Annotated in this window: 20 protein-coding genes; 3 read left to right on the top strand and 17 right to left on the bottom strand. The window is 36.3% G+C overall.

Annotated features, from left to right (window positions below):
- Positions 1–198: 198 nt before the first annotated feature.
- Genes sdhB through COO03_RS17210 form a run of 3 tightly spaced genes read right to left on the bottom strand, consistent with a single transcriptional unit; the run spans position 199 to position 3,386 of the window.
- Entirely contained in the window at positions 199–960 is a 762-nt protein-coding gene (sdhB, locus tag COO03_RS17200) for a succinate dehydrogenase iron-sulfur subunit (RefSeq protein ID WP_097898327.1), read from the bottom strand.
- Entirely contained in the window at positions 953–2,746 is a 1,794-nt protein-coding gene (gene sdhA / locus COO03_RS17205) for a succinate dehydrogenase flavoprotein subunit (RefSeq protein WP_097898328.1), read from the bottom strand. The genes sdhB and sdhA overlap by 8 nt, the downstream gene beginning before the upstream one ends.
- A gap of 13 nt (positions 2,747–2,759) precedes the next feature.
- A complete protein-coding gene (locus tag COO03_RS17210) occupies positions 2,760–3,386 on the bottom strand; it encodes a succinate dehydrogenase cytochrome b558 subunit (protein ID WP_097898329.1) in 627 nt (208 codons plus the stop codon).
- A gap of 302 nt (positions 3,387–3,688) precedes the next feature.
- Here COO03_RS17210 and COO03_RS17215 point away from each other — a divergent pair, with 302 nt between their 5' ends.
- On the top strand, positions 3,689–4,138 hold the full coding sequence (locus tag COO03_RS17215) for a YslB family protein (protein WP_097898330.1): 450 nt from the start codon (positions 3,689–3,691) through the stop codon (positions 4,136–4,138).
- A gap of 123 nt (positions 4,139–4,261) precedes the next feature.
- Here COO03_RS17215 and uvrC read toward each other — a convergent pair whose 3' ends face one another.
- Complete coding sequence (gene uvrC / locus COO03_RS17220) at positions 4,262–6,046, bottom strand: excinuclease ABC subunit C (RefSeq protein ID WP_097898331.1); 1,785 nt, start codon at positions 6,044–6,046, stop codon at positions 4,262–4,264.
- A gap of 272 nt (positions 6,047–6,318) precedes the next feature.
- On the opposite strand from uvrC, the gene COO03_RS17225 reads away from it, so the two are divergent.
- Positions 6,319–6,567, top strand: coding sequence for a cytoplasmic protein (locus COO03_RS17225; RefSeq protein ID WP_097898332.1), 249 nt, complete (start codon positions 6,319–6,321; stop codon positions 6,565–6,567).
- 132 nt (positions 6,568–6,699) lie between these two features.
- Here the strand turns inward: COO03_RS17225 and trxA are convergent, their stop codons facing one another.
- The 6 genes from trxA to COO03_RS17255 form a co-directional block, all read right to left on the bottom strand.
- On the bottom strand, positions 6,700–7,014 hold the full coding sequence (gene trxA, locus COO03_RS17230; protein WP_097898333.1) for a thioredoxin: 315 nt from the start codon (positions 7,012–7,014) through the stop codon (positions 6,700–6,702).
- A 209-nt stretch (positions 7,015–7,223) separates the two neighbouring features.
- Positions 7,224–8,201, bottom strand: a complete 978-nt coding sequence (gene etfA, locus COO03_RS17235) for an electron transfer flavoprotein subunit alpha (RefSeq protein ID WP_097898334.1) — start codon at positions 8,199–8,201, stop codon at positions 7,224–7,226.
- Positions 8,202–8,237: 36 nt separating this feature from the next.
- Entirely contained in the window at positions 8,238–9,011 is a 774-nt protein-coding gene (gene etfB, locus COO03_RS17240; RefSeq protein WP_097898335.1) for an electron transfer flavoprotein subunit beta, read from the bottom strand.
- A 78-nt stretch (positions 9,012–9,089) separates the two neighbouring features.
- Complete coding sequence (locus COO03_RS17245) at positions 9,090–9,866, bottom strand: enoyl-CoA hydratase (protein WP_097898336.1); 777 nt, start codon at positions 9,864–9,866, stop codon at positions 9,090–9,092.
- A 15-nt stretch (positions 9,867–9,881) separates the two neighbouring features.
- Positions 9,882–10,466 (bottom strand): TetR/AcrR family transcriptional regulator, encoded by a 585-nt coding sequence (locus tag COO03_RS17250; protein ID WP_438825161.1) that lies wholly within the window; start codon positions 10,464–10,466, stop codon positions 9,882–9,884.
- 111 nt (positions 10,467–10,577) lie between these two features.
- Positions 10,578–12,263, bottom strand: a complete 1,686-nt coding sequence (locus COO03_RS17255; RefSeq protein WP_097898338.1) for a long-chain-fatty-acid--CoA ligase — start codon at positions 12,261–12,263, stop codon at positions 10,578–10,580.
- A gap of 226 nt (positions 12,264–12,489) precedes the next feature.
- On the opposite strand from COO03_RS17255, the gene COO03_RS17260 reads away from it, so the two are divergent.
- Positions 12,490–12,993 (top strand): DinB family protein, encoded by a 504-nt coding sequence (locus COO03_RS17260; protein WP_097898339.1) that lies wholly within the window; start codon positions 12,490–12,492, stop codon positions 12,991–12,993.
- A 244-nt stretch (positions 12,994–13,237) separates the two neighbouring features.
- On the opposite strand, the gene COO03_RS17265 is transcribed toward COO03_RS17260, so the two are convergent.
- The 7 genes from COO03_RS17265 to COO03_RS17300 all read right to left on the bottom strand — a co-directional run bounded on the left by COO03_RS17265 (position 13,238) and on the right by COO03_RS17300 (position 19,876).
- Positions 13,238–13,933: an ABC transporter permease gene (locus tag COO03_RS17265; protein ID WP_097898340.1), complete on the bottom strand. Its 696-nt coding sequence runs from the start codon at positions 13,931–13,933 to the stop codon at positions 13,238–13,240.
- A gap of 660 nt (positions 13,934–14,593) precedes the next feature.
- Entirely contained in the window at positions 14,594–15,466 is an 873-nt protein-coding gene (locus COO03_RS17275) for a DUF4097 family beta strand repeat-containing protein (protein ID WP_097898341.1), read from the bottom strand.
- 55 nt (positions 15,467–15,521) lie between these two features.
- Positions 15,522–16,226, bottom strand: coding sequence for an ABC transporter permease (locus tag COO03_RS17280; RefSeq protein ID WP_097898342.1), 705 nt, complete (start codon positions 16,224–16,226; stop codon positions 15,522–15,524).
- Between the two features lie 294 nt (positions 16,227–16,520).
- A complete protein-coding gene (locus COO03_RS17285) occupies positions 16,521–17,204 on the bottom strand; it encodes an ABC transporter permease (protein WP_170958203.1) in 684 nt (227 codons plus the stop codon).
- The gene (locus COO03_RS17290) at positions 17,197–18,120 is read right to left on the bottom strand and encodes an ABC transporter ATP-binding protein (RefSeq protein ID WP_097898343.1); all 924 of its coding nucleotides are present in this window, start codon (positions 18,118–18,120) and stop codon (positions 17,197–17,199) included. Before COO03_RS17290 ends, COO03_RS17285 begins: the two co-directional genes overlap by 8 nt.
- A gap of 126 nt (positions 18,121–18,246) precedes the next feature.
- Positions 18,247–19,182, bottom strand: a complete 936-nt coding sequence (locus COO03_RS17295; RefSeq protein WP_097898344.1) for a sensor histidine kinase — start codon at positions 19,180–19,182, stop codon at positions 18,247–18,249.
- Between the two features lies 1 nt (position 19,183).
- Positions 19,184–19,876 carry a response regulator transcription factor gene (locus COO03_RS17300; RefSeq protein ID WP_097898345.1) on the bottom strand — a complete coding sequence of 231 codons (693 nt, stop codon included), beginning with the start codon at positions 19,874–19,876 and terminating at the stop codon, positions 19,184–19,186.
- Positions 19,877–19,923: the final 47 nt, after the last annotated feature.

Consider the following 19,923-nt stretch of genomic DNA (forward strand, 5'->3'; position numbering starts at 1 on the left):
CTCTTTTTAGGTGGGAGAGAGCATCTGGCCATGCATAGAAGCGGTCAGGGCCTTTTTCTGCCACATGCGAAGTAAAAACAGAAAGAGCAAACGAGTGTAGGTTACTTTTTATTCTGCGTAGCAGGGATTTAAAGGCCGAAAAATTAAAATGGATTTATATATAAATATTGCCTCTTCAAATCGAAGAGGCAATATTTATTAATAGTTATTGTCGCTACCAAAGAAGTCTTTGAACGATTGAATCGTTGTATCACGGTTTAATGCCGCAATTGATGTTGTTAATGGAATACCTTTTGGACATGATTGTACGCAGTTTTGTGAGTTACCACAGTTTGCAAGTCCACCATCACCCATAATTGCACGTAAGCGATCTGCTTTATGCATTTCACCAGTTGGATGTGAGTTAAATAAGCGTGCTTGTGAAAGCGGTGCTGGTCCAATGAAATCAGATTTACTATTTACGTTTGGACATGATTCTAAGCAAACACCACATGTCATACATTTTGAAAGTTCATACGCCCATTGACGCTTTTTCTCTGGCATTCTTGGTCCTGGTCCTAAATCATACGTACCATCAATTGGAATCCAAGCCTTCACACGTTTTAATGCATTGAACATGCGACTACGGTCAACTTGTAAATCACGTACAACTGGGAATGTCTTCATCGGCTTTAAGCGAACTGGTTGTTCTAACTTATCAATAAGCGCTGTACACGATTGACGTGGTTTACCGTTAATCACCATAGAACAAGCACCACATACTTCTTCTAAGCAGTTCATATCCCAAGCAACAGGAGTCGTATGAGTTCCTTTTGCATCAACAGGATTACGACGAATTTCCATAAGAGCTGAAATGATATTCATATTTGGACGATATGGAATTTCAAACTCTTGATCATACGGCTGCGCATCTGGTCCATCTTGTCTCGTAATGATAAGGCGGATTGTTTTCTCAGACATGTTGTTTATCCCCCTTCTCTTCATTCTTAGCAGCTACGTCATGTTTTGAAGAATAGTCACGTTTACGTGGTTTAATTAATGAAGTATCAACATCTTCATAATGGAATGCTGGTGCATTTCCTTCTCCCTCAAATTTCGCCATAGTAGTTTTTAAGAAGTTCGCATCATCACGATTTGGGAATTCTGGTTTATAATGCGCACCGCGGCTTTCATTACGGTTATATGCACCAATTGTAATAACACGAGCCAATTCAAACATGTTTGCAAGTTGACGTGTAAATGAAGCACCTTGGTTACTCCATTTTGCCGTATCGTTAATGTTAATGCGTTTATAACGCTCCATTAACTCTTGAATTTTATCATCTGTTTCTAGTAATTTTTTATTTTCACGAACTACTGTTACGTTATCTGTCATCCATTCTCCAAGCTCTTTATGAAGAACATACGCATTTTCATTACCATCTAACGTTAAAATATTGTTAAATTTCTCTGTTTCGATTAATTCATTTTGCTCATATACAGCAGATGAAACAGCATCAGATGATTTTGAAAGTCCTTTCATGTATTCAATTGCATTTGGTCCCGCTACCATTCCGCCATAAATCGCTGAAAGTAATGAGTTAGCACCTAGTCTGTTACCGCCATGCATTGAATAATCACACTCACCAGCTGCAAACAATCCTGGAATACTTGTCATTTGCTTATAATCAACCCATAATCCACCCATTGAGTAATGAACAGCTGGGAAGATTTTCATTGGTAGTTTACGAGGATCATCACCTGTGAACTTTTCATAGATTTCAATAATTCCACCAAGTTTAATATCTAGTTCTTTCGGATCTTTATGAGAAAGATCTAGATATACCATGTTTTCCCCGTTAATACCTAGTTTTTGCTCTACACAAACATCAAAAATTTCACGTGTTGCGATATCACGAGGTACAAGGTTTCCATATGCAGGATATTTCTCTTCTAAGAAGTACCATGGCTTACCGTCTTTATACGTCCAAACGCGTCCACCTTCACCACGTGCAGATTCACTCATAAGACGTAACTTATCGTCCCCAGGAATTGCAGTCGGATGAATTTGAATGAACTCACCATTTGCATAATATGCACCTTGTTGATATACAGCAGATGCTGCTGTACCTGTATTGATAATAGAGTTTGTCGATTTTCCAAAGATGATACCAGGGCCCCCTGTTGCCATAATTACGGCATCCGCTTGGAAACTCTTAATCTCCATAGTTTGCAAGTCTTGCGCAACGATTCCGCGGCATACGCCTTCATCATCGATAACAGCACGTAAGAAATCCCAACCTTCATATTTCGTTACAAGTCCTGCTACTTCATGACGACGTACTTGCTCATCTAATGCGTACAATAATTGTTGACCAGTTGTCGCACCAGCAAATGCTGTACGGTGATGTTGTGTTCCTCCGAAGCGACGGAAGTCAAGAAGTCCTTCTTCTGTACGGTTAAACATAACACCCATACGGTCCATTAAATGAATAATACCAGGCGCTGCTTCACACATTGCTTTAACTGGTGGTTGATTCGCTAAGAAATCGCCACCATAAATTGTATCGTCAAAGTGGATCCATGGAGAATCCCCTTCACCTTTCGTATTTACGGCCCCGTTAATACCACCCTGCGCACAAACAGAATGTGAACGTTTTACTGGTACTAAAGAAAATAGTTCTACATTTACTCCTGCTTCTGCTGCCTTAATCGTTGCCATCAAGCCGGCTAAGCCACCGCCGACTACTATAAGTTTCCCTTTCATGCTCTCCCACTCCTTACTGATTTGCTAGCTGTGGATCGATGAACGCTAATAATGCACTCACACCTACATAAGATAAACCTAAGAAAATAGCCAATGTTACATAAGTAGAGATACGTTGTGAACGTGGCGATACTGTAATTCCCCAGCTAATGCAGAATGTCCATAATCCATTAGCAAAGTGGAAAATTGTTGATACAACCCCAACTAAATAGAAGCCAAACATAGCTGGATTACTTAAAATACCTGCCATCATATCATAATTTACTTGCTGTCCCATTGCAGCTTGAATGCGTGTTTCCCAAATGTGCCAAGATAAGAAAATAAGCGTGATGACACCTGAAATTCGTTGGAATACGAACATCCAGTTACGGAAATAACTGTAAGATGCCGCATTATTCTTAGCTGTAAATGCAATATATAGTCCATATATAGCATGGTACAGTATTGGTAAAAAGATGATGAAAATTTCTAGCGCATACCGGAATGGAAGGAGCTCCATAAAATGTGCAGCTTTGTTAAAAGCCTCTGCTCCTCTTGTTGCAAAGTTGTTTACTACTAAATGTTGCGTCAAAAAGACACCAACCGGAATGACCCCCATTAATGAGTGCCACTTGCGAAACGTATACTCGCGGCCTTTCATGTCCCCATTACCCCCCTTGAGTGTTTAACTGCTGCTTTAAGTATTAGTTTATAGCAATAATATTTTTTTCACTATTGCTATAAGAAAAACTGAAAAAATTATTCAAAATATTTCAGCATAATCTGATACCAAGTTCATTTTACTCCTATTTTTGTCGAAGCGTCAAGAAAACGTATACATAAATTGCATATAATTTGCTATTTCTTTTTTTCTTCCTATATATTCAGATTTCCCTAAAGAAAGTTCTGTTTTTATAAATGAGAAATGTTATATAATAATCCCTATAGAAAGAGGGGAATATTGTGAGCAAAAATACAGTCGATATAGAATCTTTACAAGATGTTTCATTGAACGCCTTCGCTTATGAATTGCTGCGTGAAGAATTATTACCTGACTTAATTGGTAAAGACTTAGATGACATCTTATACTGGGCTGGCAGAAACTTAGCACGAAAATACCAATTAGAATCAATTGAAGAAGTCATTCACTTTTTTGAAAAAGCAGGCTGGGGCACTTTAAACATTATCGAGCATAAACGCCGCGAAATGCACTTCCAGCTAACAAGCCCGCTTATTAAAGAGCGTCAAAAACAAAAGAGACATTCGTCTTATCAATTAGAAGCCGGCTTTATTGCAGAACAAATTCAAAATCAACGAAACGTTATTGCAGAGTCATACGAAGAACAAAAGAAACGCTCGGATTCTATTACATTTCTTGTAAAATGGGACGTAAAAGATCTCGTTGAAGCGTAGAATCTACAGTAACAGTCAACTAAACATATAGGTTTAGTTGACTGTTCCATTTATGTATATTCATTCACTTATAATAATTTTTAATCTTCTGAAATTATACTAAAAAATAGAAGACATTGTAAACTACAATGTCTTCTTATCCGTTAGATAGGAATAAATGGTCTCTGCCACATTTTGCGGCATTCCGGCTTCGACAAATTCCGTCACAGAAGCTTCTTTCATTTTTTTTAACGAGCCAAAATGTTTTAACAATACTTTTTTTCGCTTTTCTCCAACTCCAGGAATATCATCTAATGCGGATTGAATCACTGATTTTCCGTGAAGCTGACGATGAAATGTAATTGCAAATCGGTGCACTTCGTCTTGAATACGCTGCAATAAGTAAAATTCTTGACTATTCCTTTCCAGCATCACTGGTTCAGGCGGATCTCCAATGATTAAATGTGATGTCCGGTGTTTATCATCTTTAACAAGTCCAGCCATTGGAATATACAACCCGAGCTCATTTTCAAGGACGTCACTTGCCGCTGCAAGGTGCCCTTTCCCGCCATCAATCACAATTAGATCCGGCAATGGTAAACTTTCTTTTAACGCGCGTGTATAACGGCGCCTTACCACTTCTCGCATCGATTCATAATCATCTGGTCCTTGAACCGTTTTTATTTTATATTTCCGATATTCCTTTTTCGCTGGTTTTCCATCAATAAATACAATCATCGCTGAAACTGGATTCGTCCCTTGAATATTTGAGTTATCAAATGCCTCAATACGATATGGTGTTTCAATATTAAGCTGCTCGCCTAAATTCTCAACAGCCTTAATTGTCCGCTCTTCATCACGTTCAATTAAATAAAACTTCTCTTGTAAAGCAATTTTCGCGTTCTTATTCGCTAACTCAACAAGTTCTTTTTTCTTGCCACGTTTTGGCTGCGTTGCCTCTACTTCTAAAAAACGCTCTACTAATTCAGAATCGATACTTCCTGGTACGACAATTTCTTTCGGCTTAAAGTGACTACTTTTTTCATAAAATTGCCCGATAAAGGTTAAAAATCCTTCTTCAGGCTCATCGTAAATCGGAAACATGGAAACATCCCGTTCAATTAACTTTCCTTTTCGAACAAAGAAAACTTGTACACACATCCATCCTTTATCAACTGCATAACCAAATACATCACGATCAACTAAGTCGCTCATAATCATCTTCTGTTTTTCCATAATCGCATCGATATGAGCAATTTGATCTCGCAGTTCTTTTGCCCGTTCAAACTCTAATTTCTCTGATGCCTCATACATTTTCTTTTCTAATTCTGAGCGAACCTCTTTCTGCCCGCCATTTAAAAACTTAATGATTTCATCAACAATTTCTTTATTTTGATCCTCTGTTACTTCTTTTACACAAGGTGCTAAGCATTGACCCATATGATAATATAAACAAACCTTGTCTGGCATATTTGTACACTTACGAAGCGGATACATGCGATCTAGCAGCTTTTTTGTTTCATAAGCTGACTGCGCATTTGGATACGGACCAAAATACTTTCCTTTATCCTTCTTTACATTTCTCGTAATAAGCAAGCGAGGCTGTGTCTCAGCTGTAATTTTAATAAATGGATATGTCTTATCATCTTTTAATTGAATATTATATTTTGGATCATATTTTTTTATTAAATTTAATTCTAAAATAAGCGCCTCTAGATTCGATGAGGTCACAATATATTCAAAATCAACAATTTCTCCAACAAGACGGAGTGTTTTTCCATCATGCGAACCGGTAAAATACGAGCGCACACGATTTTTTAACACCTTCGCCTTCCCGACATATATCACTGTCCCTTGCTTATCTTTCATTAAATAACAACCTGGTTGATCTGGTAAAATCGCTAATTTCTCTTTTAAATGCTCGTGCACTCATAACCCCCCGTTTCTACATGTTTATCATTGTTGCTTTCAAACAAAAACATACACTGTTCGAAATACCCAACATACGTTCTTTTATTGTAACGGAAAGCAGAAAAAAAGGAAAACATTATACGTATTTTCGACTTTCAAATAGATTTTCATTATCGATTTTCATGTTAAACTAACAAAATAGAATTTTTGATTTATCTTTTTAACCTTTGATTATGTATGTTATGCAAACTATTTGTACATGAAAGAAAAGCATAAAAAGGAGGTTACCAATGGAGAAATATTTTGAGAACGCACATCGTTTCTGTTCTCGTAATAAAATTTATTTAGAAAAGGACATTATATGCGGTTGTTTTTATTGCTTGAACATTTTTAACCCAAATACAATTACTGAATGGTGGGATGATAATGATACAGCAGTTTGTCCCTATTGTGGTATCGAATCTGTTATAGGAGAGGGGTCTGGATTTAAAATTACTGAAACCTTTTTAAAAGAAATGCATCAAAGATGGTTTGATTAACTAAGCTTATTCTCTCCATCTAAACAAACCCATTCACCTTCTACTCATTATTAACCCTTACCAATACGGCTTTTACAGGTATCATTATCGTCTAACAAAGACAAAAAGCTGCCCCGTGGCAGCTTTTTTATTTTAGAAGTGTTTAGAAACTAATTCTACTAACGCTTCTTTTGGTTTGTAACCTAACGCTTGATCAACCACTTTACCATCTTTTAATACGAAAAGAGATGGAATGCTCATTACTTCAAATTGACGAGCAGTTTCTTGATTTTCATCAACGTCTACTTTTACTACTTTTACTTTCTCGCCTAATTCTGCATCGATTTCCTCTAATACAGGAGCGATCATTTTACAAGGTCCACACCATGGTGCCCAGAAATCTAATAATACAATACCTTCGCTTGTTTCAGCTGCGAAGTTTTGGTCAGTTGCGTTTACAATTGCCATTTTGTTTCCTCCTTCAAGTATATTCTACCAAGAGTATATCATTATCTTATATACGTGGCGAATATTATGTATCGTTATGTATTGTAACAAAAAAATGTTTCTTTATACTATACAAAAATACAGATCACATGCTAAAAGGTGAGAGACAGGGGATCTCTCACCTTTTCTATATATAGGGGTACTTCACTTGGAACTCAAGGGTACTCAAATCATGAATGTACTTTTAACTTTTTAAACTCCTCTGTTAAAAGAGGCACAACTTCAAATAAATCACCGACAATACCATAATCAGCTACTTTGAAGATACTTGCTTCTGGGTCTTTGTTAATTGCAACGATTACTTTAGAGTTAGACATACCTGCTAAATGCTGAATCGCACCAGAAATACCACATGCAATATATAAATCTGGCGTAACAACTTTACCTGTTTGTCCAATTTGTAATGAGTAATCGCAGTATTCTGCGTCACAAGCACCACGGGATGCTCCAACAGCACCACCTAGCACATCTGCTAGTTCTTGTAACGGTTTAAATCCGTCTTCACTTTTCACTCCACGTCCGCCAGCAATAATGACTTTCGCTTCTGAAAGATCAACACCTGCTGCTGTTTTACGCACAACATCTTGAATGATTGTACGTAAATCTTTTACATCAACTGTAATAGAAGATACATCACCAGTACGGGACTCATCTTTTTCAAGCGGCGCGATGTTATTTGGACGCACTGTCGCAAACAGAATGCCATCTGTTACAATTTTCTTCTCGAATGCTTTACCAGAGTAAATTGGACGAGTGAAGACAACATTATCACCCGCAGCTTCTAATGCAGTCACGTCAGAAATAAGACCTGCTTCAAGTTTTGCAGCCAGCTTTGGTGATAAATCTTTACCAAGTGCGGTATGTCCAAATACGATACCTTCTGGCTTTTCTTCACCATACACAGCTAAAAATGCTTGTGCATAACCATCAGATGTATATGATTTTAATTTATCACTTTCAACTGTCACAACGCGATCTGCACCGTAATGAATCAATTCATTTGCAAAAGAAGCAACGCTTTCTCCAACTAGAAGGCCAACCACTTCACCGCCTTCTGCAATTGTTTTTGCTGCTGCTACCGCTTCAAATGAAACGTTACGTAGTGATCCGTCACGAACTTCACCCATTACTAATACTTTACGAGCCATAGATTTTCCCTCCTGCATATATAATTTCGTATTTTATTAGATTACTTTCGCTTCTGTATGGAGCAACGATACAAGTTCTTTTACTTGATCTTGCAGCTCGCCTTGTAACACTTTTCCTGCATCTTTCTTAGGAGGTAAATAAATTTCAATTGTTTTTGTTTTTGCCTCCACATCATCTTCCTCTAAATCTAGATCATCTAATTCTAATTCTTCAAGCGGTTTTTTCTTCGCTTTCATAATTCCTGGAAGCGATGGATAACGTGGTTCATTTAAGCCTTGCTGCGCTGTTACTAAAAGCGGTAGTGACGTTTCAATCACTTCTGTATCCCCTTCAACATCGCGCTCAATCTTCACGTTTGTACCGTCAATTTCAAGCTTTGTAATTGTTGTTACGTATGGAATATTTAACGCTTCAGCTACACGTGGTCCAACTTGTCCAGATGCGCCATCAATCGCTACGTTTCCACCTAAGATTAAATCGACTTCTTTATCTTTTAAATACTCAGCAAGCACTTTTGCTGTTGTAAATTGGTCCCCATTTTCAACATCATCTTCAATATTAATTAATACCGCTTTATCACAGCCCATCGCTAGCGCAGTGCGAAGTTCTTTTTCGCTTTCTTCACCGCCAACTGTTACAACTGTAATTTCACCGCCTTGTGCATCTCTTACTTGAATTGCTTCTTCAATCGCATATTCATCGTAAGGGTTGATGATGAATTCCGCTTCGCCATCATAAATTGCACCGTTTTTAATTACGATTTTTTCTTCTGTATCAAATGTTCGTTTCATGAGTACGTAGATGTTCATTCCATTTACCCCCTTGTTTTTCAGAAAGATTCCGTCAATTTTAATATTCTGTTAATTTATATTAAAAAAATAATTGGACTACCTACCACTAAATGAAGGTTTACGCTTTTCTAAAAAAGCTGCTACACCTTCTCTTCCATCTTCACTTGTAAACACTTCACCAAAGATTTGTGCCTCACGCTGTACACCTTCATAGTAATGAGATGATTTTGTTGTTTGCAGTAACTCTAACACAGCACGAATTGTCGCCGGACTTTTCACGGCGATTTGTTTTGCGATTTGAAGCGTATCCTCTAAAAGCGACTCTTCGGAAAATACACCATTAACAAGTCCCCACTCTAATGCCTGTATACCTGTAATCGGTGTACTTGTTAGCATCATCTCGCAAGCCTTTGCTTTACCAACATAACGAGGTAAACGCTGCGTTCCTGCAAAACCAGGAATCAATCCAAGTGTTAACTCTGGCAAACCAAGCTTTGCACTTTCAGTTACAAATCGCATGTGGCAAGACATAGCGAATTCAAGGCCACCGCCAAGTGCCGCTCCATGAATTGCCGCAATGACTGGTTTTGAGCATTTTTCTACACGCTCAAAAGTAACTTGTCCAAGCTGTGCTAACTCGGTTGCTTGCTTCGCTTCCTCAACAGAAGTAAATTCTTTAATATCTGCTCCTGCTGAGAAGAAGCGCCCTTCGCCATGAAGAACGATAACGCGGACATTATCATCCTTTTCGACTTGATCAATTAATTCAGTAACGTCGTGCATAACTTGTGAAGACATAGCGTTAGCTGGCGGATGATTTAATTTCGCCACTGCGATATGATCTTCGACTGTTACAGATAGGAACTTCAACATGATCCCTCCCCATTATTAACGATGACCACAAGCTGAAATAAGCAGCCCATGCACCGTTTTTGAAAGTGCGACCAAATCATATTTATGATCGCTCATTACCCAATTGGTCACAACTTCATCTACTGTTCCAAAGATCATTTGTCTTGCCACACGGACATTTAAATCCGTTTGAAATTCGCCTTGCCTTATACCCGTTTCTAAAATCTCATCGATGACTTGTAAGTATCCTTTTAATACTTCATTTATTTTGAGGCGTAGTTCTTGGTTGGATTGTCTGAGCTCTAGTTGTGTAACGATAGCAAGAGGATCATTTTGTGACAACAGCAAGAAGTGCGTTTCTACCAACATAAATAACTTCTCTACAGCGCTCTCAATTCCTGCTGTTTTTTGACGAATTGTTTCAATAAATTCTCCCATCTTCTCTTGGAATAAGGAAATTAATATATCTTCTTTATTTTTAAAATATAAATAAATGGTTCCATCAGCTACCCCAGCCTGCTTCGCAATTCTAGAAACTTGCGCCTGATGATATCCATTCTCTGCGATTACAATAACCGCAGCATCAATAATTTGATTATATTTTGGTCTGTTTTTTTTCACTTTACTGTCCCCTTCAAGCAGATGACTGACTGAATGAGTGGTCATTCATTATTTTAATAATACTGACTATTTCAATAATTGTCAATCCTATATTTTCAAAAAGAAAGGGCCTTAGCCCGTTTGCTCATCCTCTTTCTTTTTCTGCTCTTCTTCTATAAGGACACGGCGTAAAATCTTCCCAACAGTTGTCTTTGGTAAATCACTCCGGAACTCATATATTTTCGGAACTTTATAAGCTGCTAAATATTTACGAGCAAACTGATCCAACTCTTCTTCAGAACAAACTTCACCTTCTTTTAAAACAACGAAAGCTTTTACAGTCTCACCGCGGTACAGATCCGGAACACCAATAACAACCACTTCCTGCACCTTTTCGTGCTCATAAAGCACTTCTTCAACTTCACGCGGATATACATTAAAACCACTAGCAACAATCATATCTTTCTTACGATCTTTTACATAGAAAAATCCATCTTCATCCATATAACCAACATCGCCAGTGTGTAGCCAACCGTCTTGTAATACTGCTGCGGTTTCCTCTGGTTTATTCCAATATCCCTTCATTATTTGAGGACCTTTTACAACGATTTCACCAATTTCACCTGAAGGTAAAGCTTCTCCCGTTTCAAGCGACATAATGCATGCATCTGTGTCTGGCCACGGAACACCAATACTTCCTGGCACACGCTTTTCCCATAAAAAATTACCATGTGTGACTGGAGATGACTCTGTCAATCCATATCCTTCTACTAACTTACCACCTGTAATCTTTTCAAATTGCTCTTGCACCTCTACTGGAAGCGGTGCAGAACCACTAATACAAGCGCGAATGGAAGAAATATCATATTCCTTAAGAAGCGGGCTATTTAAAAGAGCAATATAAATTGTCGGAGCCCCTGGAAATAGTGTAACTTTATGTTTTTTAATTGCTTCAAACACCATTTTCATATCAAACTTCGGAACAAGCACCATTTTATACCCTTGCATAATGGCTAAATTCATTACAGCTGTCATCCCATACACATGGAAAAACGGAAGAACACCAAGAATGACTTCTTCTCCCTCCGTGCAGTTATATAACCAATGCACGCCCATCAACGTATTCGATACAAGATTTTTATGCGTGAGCATAACTCCTTTTGGAAAACCTGTTGTACCTCCCGTATATTGTAAGAGTGCTAAATCATTTTCATGGTCACACGGCACTTCTACCATTTCATCACTTTCTTTTCCTACCGATTTCCAAACATGAATCGTATCACTTTCCGTTACTGTTACAACAAGATTGCTTTGCTTCTTTTGTACAAATGGATAGAGCAAATTTTTTGGAAATGGCAAAAAGTCAGCAATGCGGGTTACAATAACATGCTCCACCTTTGTAACAGACTGAATATTGGTGACTTTCGGGAAAACTAGGTCAACACAAAGAATAACTTTCGCCCCAGAATCATGGAGCTGATATTCTAACTCCCTCTCTGTATAAAGGGGATTTGTTTGTACCACTATACCACCTACAAGTAACGTACCATAATATCCAATCACAGCTTGCGGGCAATTGGGTAACATAATCGCCACTCGGTCACCTTTTTTCACCCCAAGCCTTTTCAGGTAATTTGCAAATTGTCTCACCTTACGACCTAGCTCTGCAAATGTAATATCTTTCCCTAAAAAATGAAGCGCTTTCTTTTCTGGGTATCGAGAAGACATCTGCTGTAAATATACATGGAGCGGCTGCATCTCATAAGAAATTGTATGTGGAATTTCCTTTGGGTAATTTTTTAGCCAAGGTTTTTCCATCCTTATTCCTCCTTCCTGTTCTTACAAAAATAAAATGAATGTCCATTCATGATGATTGTTTTCATTATATTATAGTCATAACAGCGTTACAATCATAATATTCTGACTTTTATGCAACTATTCATTTATAAACTCACCCTATATGTACTAGCTTAAAAATTCGCGAAAGGAAAAACCTCCTCCTCTCACGAATTTACCATATGAATGTAACCATAGGGGGGATAACATGTACCAAACAATTGAGGGGTTTTTAAGAGCATGGAAATATGAGGCTGATTCTACACAAAGAGTGTTGGATGCATTAACTGATGAATCATTATCGCAAGAGATTGCACCAGGACACTGGACTTTAGGCAAAGTTGCTTGGCATATCGTCACTGCGATTCCTGTGATGCTATCAGGGACAGGCTTACAATTTGATGGGGAAACAAAAGATTCTCCTGTACCAACTTCCGCAAAGACCATTGCAGAAAATTACCGTAAAGTAAATGCATCTTTTATTGAAGCGATTCAAACGCAGTGGACTGATCAAGATTTAACAACAATTAACGATTTCTTTGGACGTCCCATGCCAAATTCTCTGTTTTTAATGACTCTCATTAACCATCAAAACCACCACCGCGGCCAAATGACCGTCTTAATGCGCCAAGCTGGCTTAAAAGTTCCGAGTATTTATGGACCTACAAAAGAAGAATGGGATGCTACTGGTATGGAAGCTCCGAAAATGTAGCAGTATGTTATGATGCTAAAAAAGACAAGGAGACTAAATACCTTGTCTTTTTCTGTAACTTGTTTCATGTGAAACTATTTTCTATACACTGATTACTTTATTAGCGAATATAAAGGACCGAACCACTTTGACATTTCTTCAGGAGTATTTAAGTCAACACTCTAAAATTACAAAGTAATAAGGCTAAAACATAGAAGTAAAAAAAGAGCTAGCATCATGCTAACTCTTTTTTTACTTCTTCTGGTCACGCTGCTAGATCCTCGTTCTCAATATTTTTAATTCCATAATAAGCAATTATAATACCAATAGCTGCAAGCGCGAATTGAAGTGGGAGAAAGGTCGCTAGTGAAAACTCTGGTTGGCTTTGACATGCAATTGCCACAACAACTAAGGAAGAGAGAATTGTTGTTGGTACAGAATATTTACGCATACCAAAGTATAACGGAATTAAACTTGTTCCTGCAGCTGCAATGGCAAAAGGAACCACTTTTATACATTCTTGAATCAACGCATCTGTCGTTATTGTATTCGGAATAACTAACATATAGCTATTTAACGTAAAGAAAACACTTACTACAAAAATGTTAGATAATACAACTGTTATAAATGTTAGCATTGCTGTAATTAATAACTTACTAGCGATGATTTTTTTTCGATTAATCGGATACGAAAACATGAGCAATATTGTTCTGTTTTTATATTCTTCAATTACTAATTTTGCAATTAATACTCCTGCAAAGACAATAAATGTTCCTCTCACCATTGTACTAGCCATTAAAAGCATCATTTGAGGATTTCTTAGTTCTAAATCCCCTTCGATTTGTGACACATAGCCTACAAAAAACAAAAGCGCAACCATCACTATATTTGCAATAATCGCACCCTTCACATACCACCCAAGCTTACATTTCTTCATTTCTAGCTTCATGAGTTGCAGCATTTCATTCCCTCCCTAGTTCATCTATATAAATTCATTTTAATTTTTCGACATCTAAATCCCTGTTATACAGAATAAAAAGTAATCTACACTCGTTTGCTCTTTCTGTTTTTACTTCGCATGTGGAAGAAAAAGGTCCTGACCGCTTCTATGCATGGCCAGATCATCTCTCCCGCCTAAAAAGAGGGGTTTTATGTCGGTTTTTTAATTGATGTATATATAGTTTATTTAACAAATCTATTCGATCTTTCTTACTGACATATAAGCAATAAGTAGGCCAATACAAACTAATATAATGGGAATAACGATAAAACTTATCAATTAATCATGTATTTTAAAAACATTCTAATTCCAGTTGTAATTACACTTACTATCCCTATCACCGTTAAAACTAAGAAAAACTTCTGCTTTGGATTTCTGTAATATACGATTCCTCCTATTAAAAGTGCTATAAACCCACCTACTAAATTAAGTACTAGTAAATCACTGGTATTTCCATACGTATTGATTCATGGATAAAAAGTAACCTACACTCATTTGCTCTTTCTGTTTTTACTTCGCATGTGGCAGAAAAAGGCCCTGACCGCTTCTATGCATGAATAGATCATCTCTCCCACCTAAATGTCGGTTTTTTAATTGATGTATATATAGATAGCAAAATCGTTATGAATTTATATTTATAGTTCCTTTTTTACTTAAGAGCTCCACTTTATTTGATGCATCACCAATCGTGCCTTCTTTTGATTTTTCCGTATTCGTTTTTTTCTTCAATCCGTTTAAATTCACTGTTATATCAGATGAATTACTGTTAGCCGTAAGCATTAATGAAGTCGGAGCTTCTTTATAAGACACTCCAATATCTCCTAATTTTGTTTCTACTAGTAATAATTTTCCTTCTTTTATATCTTTGATTGATACTTCACCATCTGTTGAGGTAACTTTCATCTTAGGAGTAGTTACATTTGTAATGTAGTTATCACCAGTAGTAGAAGATACGGATAGTTCTTTTAATGAACTATCTTTTACACTTAATTCCCCAGCTTGTGATGTAAATGTGCCTTTTTCTGCCGATAGTCCTTCAATCTTTTCAGAACCAGATACGTTTGAAAGTACAATATTTTTAGTCGTTACATCGTTCATTTTTATATCACCGGAGCGATTATGCAATGTAATCGTATCTACTTCATTCTTTGGAATAGAAATATAGATTGTACCTTTCTTTCCAAAGCTGAATCCATCAATAAATCTTCCTTTTTGATCTTGCTGATTTACTATAATTTTCTTCCCATCATTTTTAACTGTTACAGGGTCTTTCTTCTTATCTTTTTGTTTTCCTTCAGCTGCGATTGTTACTTTTTTTGATTCCGCCTTTTTGAACTCAACATTCCAATTTTCATTATTTACTTCTATTTCTTCCACACTATCTACTGCAAAAGAAGTTTCTTTTTCAAAACTCTTTCCCCTTACTTCCTTGAGACTAAAAACTACTCCAACAGTTACAATTATAAAAATAGAGGCTAATATCATTTTCTTCACTTTTTATTCCCCAGTTCATTTTAAGTCTGCGTATCATTCATAATCGTATCTTCCTTTACACTACATCTACTTTGTCAACTTTATGATAAGAAAGGTAGCCAATTGCAAGACCTAATAGACAGAACGCAATCGGTATTATAATGAAGTCAAACAAACTAATCTGTCCTCCCCCATTAGGAACAGTTGAATTAATCAATAGCCCAATTACTATAGATGAGGTAATCGTTGTAGGAGTCGATTTTTTTCTCATGCCAAAATATAAAGGAATAAGGCTTACTCCGGCCATCATAAATGCGCTCATAAAAGTAGCTGGAACTGTAGCAATGATTTGCTCCATACTAACAGGTGTTTCAAAGAATCCTATCATTGGATTTAAGAAGAAAATTAACACATTGATAATAAAAGTAGCAATGGTTATGCTGCAAAAACAAAATCCAAAGACAATTGCTAACTTCGCTTGCATGAGTTTTTTTCGTTGTAACGGATAGGTAAACAATAATTCCATCGTTTTACTCTTGTATTCATCAATTACTAAACGTGATAAAATAACAGCTGAGAAAATCATAAATGTTGTTCTAATAAAAATATTTGTTAAAGACATAAATCCCGTATAATCTGAAAACATTTGCTCACTCTCAGCTTTAGAACCCCATGCCATAAGAGCAACAGCAACGAAAATTGATACAATACTAATGGCTACTCCTTTAAAATAACGAGATAAGCAATGTTTTTTCCATTCTAGTTTCATAAGTTTGAGCATGTTGTTCTCCTCCATTCATTAGATTTTAAAAATATGTTTCTAATGAGTTATACTTTTCCGTTTCTATCTTCTATATAAATCCATTTTAATTTTTCAACATATAAGTCGCTGCTATGCAGAATAAAACATAACCTGCACTCGCATTCTCCCTCTGTTTTCACCCTTGTATGTGGCAGGAAAAGGCCCTGACCGCTTCTATACATGGCCAGATGCTCTCGTCCAGCTAAAAAGAAAGAGGTTTTTAGATTGGTTTTTCAACTTGTATTTATATATTTCCTATTCTTTAAACTCGCCTTATTTAAACAAATCTACCTGTTCAATCTTTCTTATTGCCATATAAGCGATCAACAAACCAATACAAGCTAATATAATAGGAATAGCAACAAAATCAAATAATGTACCTCCAGCCCCCCTACCTGAATTTAACAATGCTACAATCACTATCGCTGACACAATCGTTGTGCGCACAGAATATTTTTTCATTCCAAAGTATATTGGGGTTAAACTAATTCCCGTTGCTGCTAATGCATTCATGAATAGTTTTAATACATTTTGGATTAAAATTGATACGGTTAACGTCCCTGTAATGACTGGATGATACAAATTGAATATATAAACAATGCCAAAAACGATAAGATCTGAAATCATAATAAAGCAAAGAGTAAAACAAATGATAATAAACATTTTTGCAAACATCATCTTTTTACGATTGATTGGATACATAAACATCACTGTCATCGTCTTTTCTTGAAATTCTTGAATAATAAATCTCGCAATTAGACTTGCTCCGAAAATCATAAACACTCCTCGTGAAAAAGTGTCAATGATTGCAAACGTTTGATTATATCCATTTACTCCTGCTTCATCCCATAATATCAACGGAATACATATAGAAAGAATACATATTGCAATGAGTGCCCCTCTAATAACCGGCCACACCTTAAATTTCATGAGTTCAAGTCTCATTAAATTAAGCATGGATTCCCTCTCCATTCACTAGATTTAAGAAATACTCTTCTAATGAACTATGCTTTTTGTTTATACTTTCAATTTCCACATCATTCATAATCAATGCTTTGGAAATTTCTTGCTGCGTCGCTGTCATTTCATACACGCGAATCATACTTTCACTCATTATTTTGTAATTTGTTATGCTAAGTTTATTTTCTAAAATATAAGCTGCACGTTTCACATCTTGAACTTGAATTTCAATATATTCCGTTTGCTTACCATTAATACTTTTCATAGAAACTTCTTTTATCAATTTTCCATTTTGAATGACCCCAATTGTATCTGCCATTTGCTCCATTTCCCCTAAAATATGACTAGAGACTAATAGAGTAATTCCATATTCTTTACAAAGCATTTTAAATAGGTCGCGTAGTTCTCTAATACCGATTGGATCTAAACCGTTGATTGGTTCATCTAAAATTAATAGCTCCGGTTTTGTCAAAATTGCTCTGGCAATTCCTAACCTTTGCTTCATCCCCAGTGAAAAGTCTTTTACTTTTTTATTCTCCACGTTGTGTAAATTGACAAGATCTAATGCATGCTCAATCCCCTTCTTGTCGTAGTAACCCATATATTCACAATGTAAATATAAATTTTCTTTAGCTGTTAATTTGTCATAAAAGATTGGATATTCAATAATTGTTCCCATTCGTTTTAACACGTCATAAGATGTATCTGTTAATTTCTCACCGAAAATTTCAATATCCCCACTCGTTGGTTTTATTAAATTTGTAATCATTTTCATAATTGTTGTTTTACCAGCACCATTCGGTCCTAAAAAGCCGTAGATTTCTCCCTTTTTTACATGCATATTAACCCCAGAGATCACTTCTTTCCCCTCAAACACTTTGGTTAACTGATTTGTTTTTAATACATAGGACATATCATTTTCCCCTTTCGCTTCCACTTCATACTTCTATCATAGACAATGAAAGTCTCTTTTTTCTTACCCATTCCTTACAAATTCCTTACGTTCAAAAAAAGCTTGTAGAATACTCTTTTCTACAAGCTAAAACTCCATTTTTTTCAGCATAATTGTAAATACTGTCTTCTCATATGGCGTACTGGAAAGATGAATTTCTCCGCCTAAAGCTTCTACCAATCGTTTTGTAATCGTAAGCCCAAGGCCGCTTCCTTGATACAATCGGTTCCTCGAATCCTCTAGCGTATACATACGTTCAAATACTTTATCAATATGAGATTCATCAATTCCTTTCCCGCGGTCCCATACCTCAACATACACACACCTATCATCTTCTCTTAATGTAATGCCAAGCGTTTTTCCGTCATATCCATACGCAATCGCATTGGATATTAAATTATTTAACACCCTACCTAATACTTCTGCATTTCCAAATGCATATACATTTTTCTCAGGTATATCAATATGTACCTCAAACCCTTTCGTCGTTACTAAATCATAAAAGGATAAAATTTTCTCTCGGCACACTTCATTCATATTCACCTTTGTCATTTCGATTGCTTTATCTCCAGATTCTAATTTCGCTAAATCAAAAAATTTATGAATGAGTTCCATTACTTCGAGTGTTTTCAAATGTACCTTTTCTAACAATGCTTGTTGGTCCTCTTTATTCATCGTTTTATCTGTATTTAACATTTCTGTATATCCAAGAATAACAGTGAGCGGTGTTTTTAAGTCATGTGAGATGTTAGAAAGCATCTTTCGCATTGAAATTTCAACCTTCGCATGATAAGCATTCGTTTTTTGTTTCGCATCTAATAAATGATTAATCGCTACTAATAATTTCTGCAGTTCTTTATCATCTGTCACAACTAATAATTTCTCACCTGTTTGCTGTTTTACAATATCCTGTAACTTTTCATATGTATAGCGTACATTGGCACTCCTGCTTTTCTGTGTTCGATATTGAAAATAAATAATACCTAATAATATGAAGATAACGATCGTTAAAAGAGAGATCATACTACATCACTTCCAACTTATAGCCAATGCCCCATAATGTTTTAATATATTCTGGATTAGAAGGATCATCTTCAATCTTTTCACGCAACCGTCTCATGTGAACATTAATCACGTTATCATCTCCATAATATTCTTCATTCCAAATCAGGTTATAAATTTGAGCTTTTGTAAATACACGATTTTGATTCTTCACAAATAGTTTTAAAATCTCAAATTCTTTCAAAGTCAGTTTTAGCTGTTTTTCTTTTTTTTGCACAGTGAAATTGATCAGATCAATTTTCAAATTACCAATCTCAATCGTTTCTTCTTTCTGCTCCGTGGCTGAATACTTTGTAGATCTTCGAATACTTGCCTTTACCCGAGCTGCCAGTTCAATCATAGAGAATGGTTTACAGATGTAGTCATCTGCTCCGAGGCCTAAACCAATCGCCTTATCAACATCCGTATCTTTTGCGGACATCATTAAAATCGGCACAGCACTTTTTTCACGAATGATTCTCACAACTTCTAAACCATCTAATTTCGGCATCATGATATCAAGAATGATCAAATCAAATGAACCTTTTAAAAATTTCGTAACTCCTTCTTCTCCATCAGATGCGATTGTTATTTGAAAACCCTCTTTTGTTAAATATGTCTCGACCATTTCTTGAATCGAAATGTCGTCTTCTACTAATAAAATATGGTGTGACATGCTTCTATCCCCTTTTTTTACAAACATTAACAATTTAATTGTAACTG

The sequence above is a fragment of the Bacillus sp. AFS098217 genome, assembly GCF_002551815.1.
GTDB lineage: Bacteria > Bacillota > Bacilli > Bacillales > Bacillaceae_G > Bacillus_A.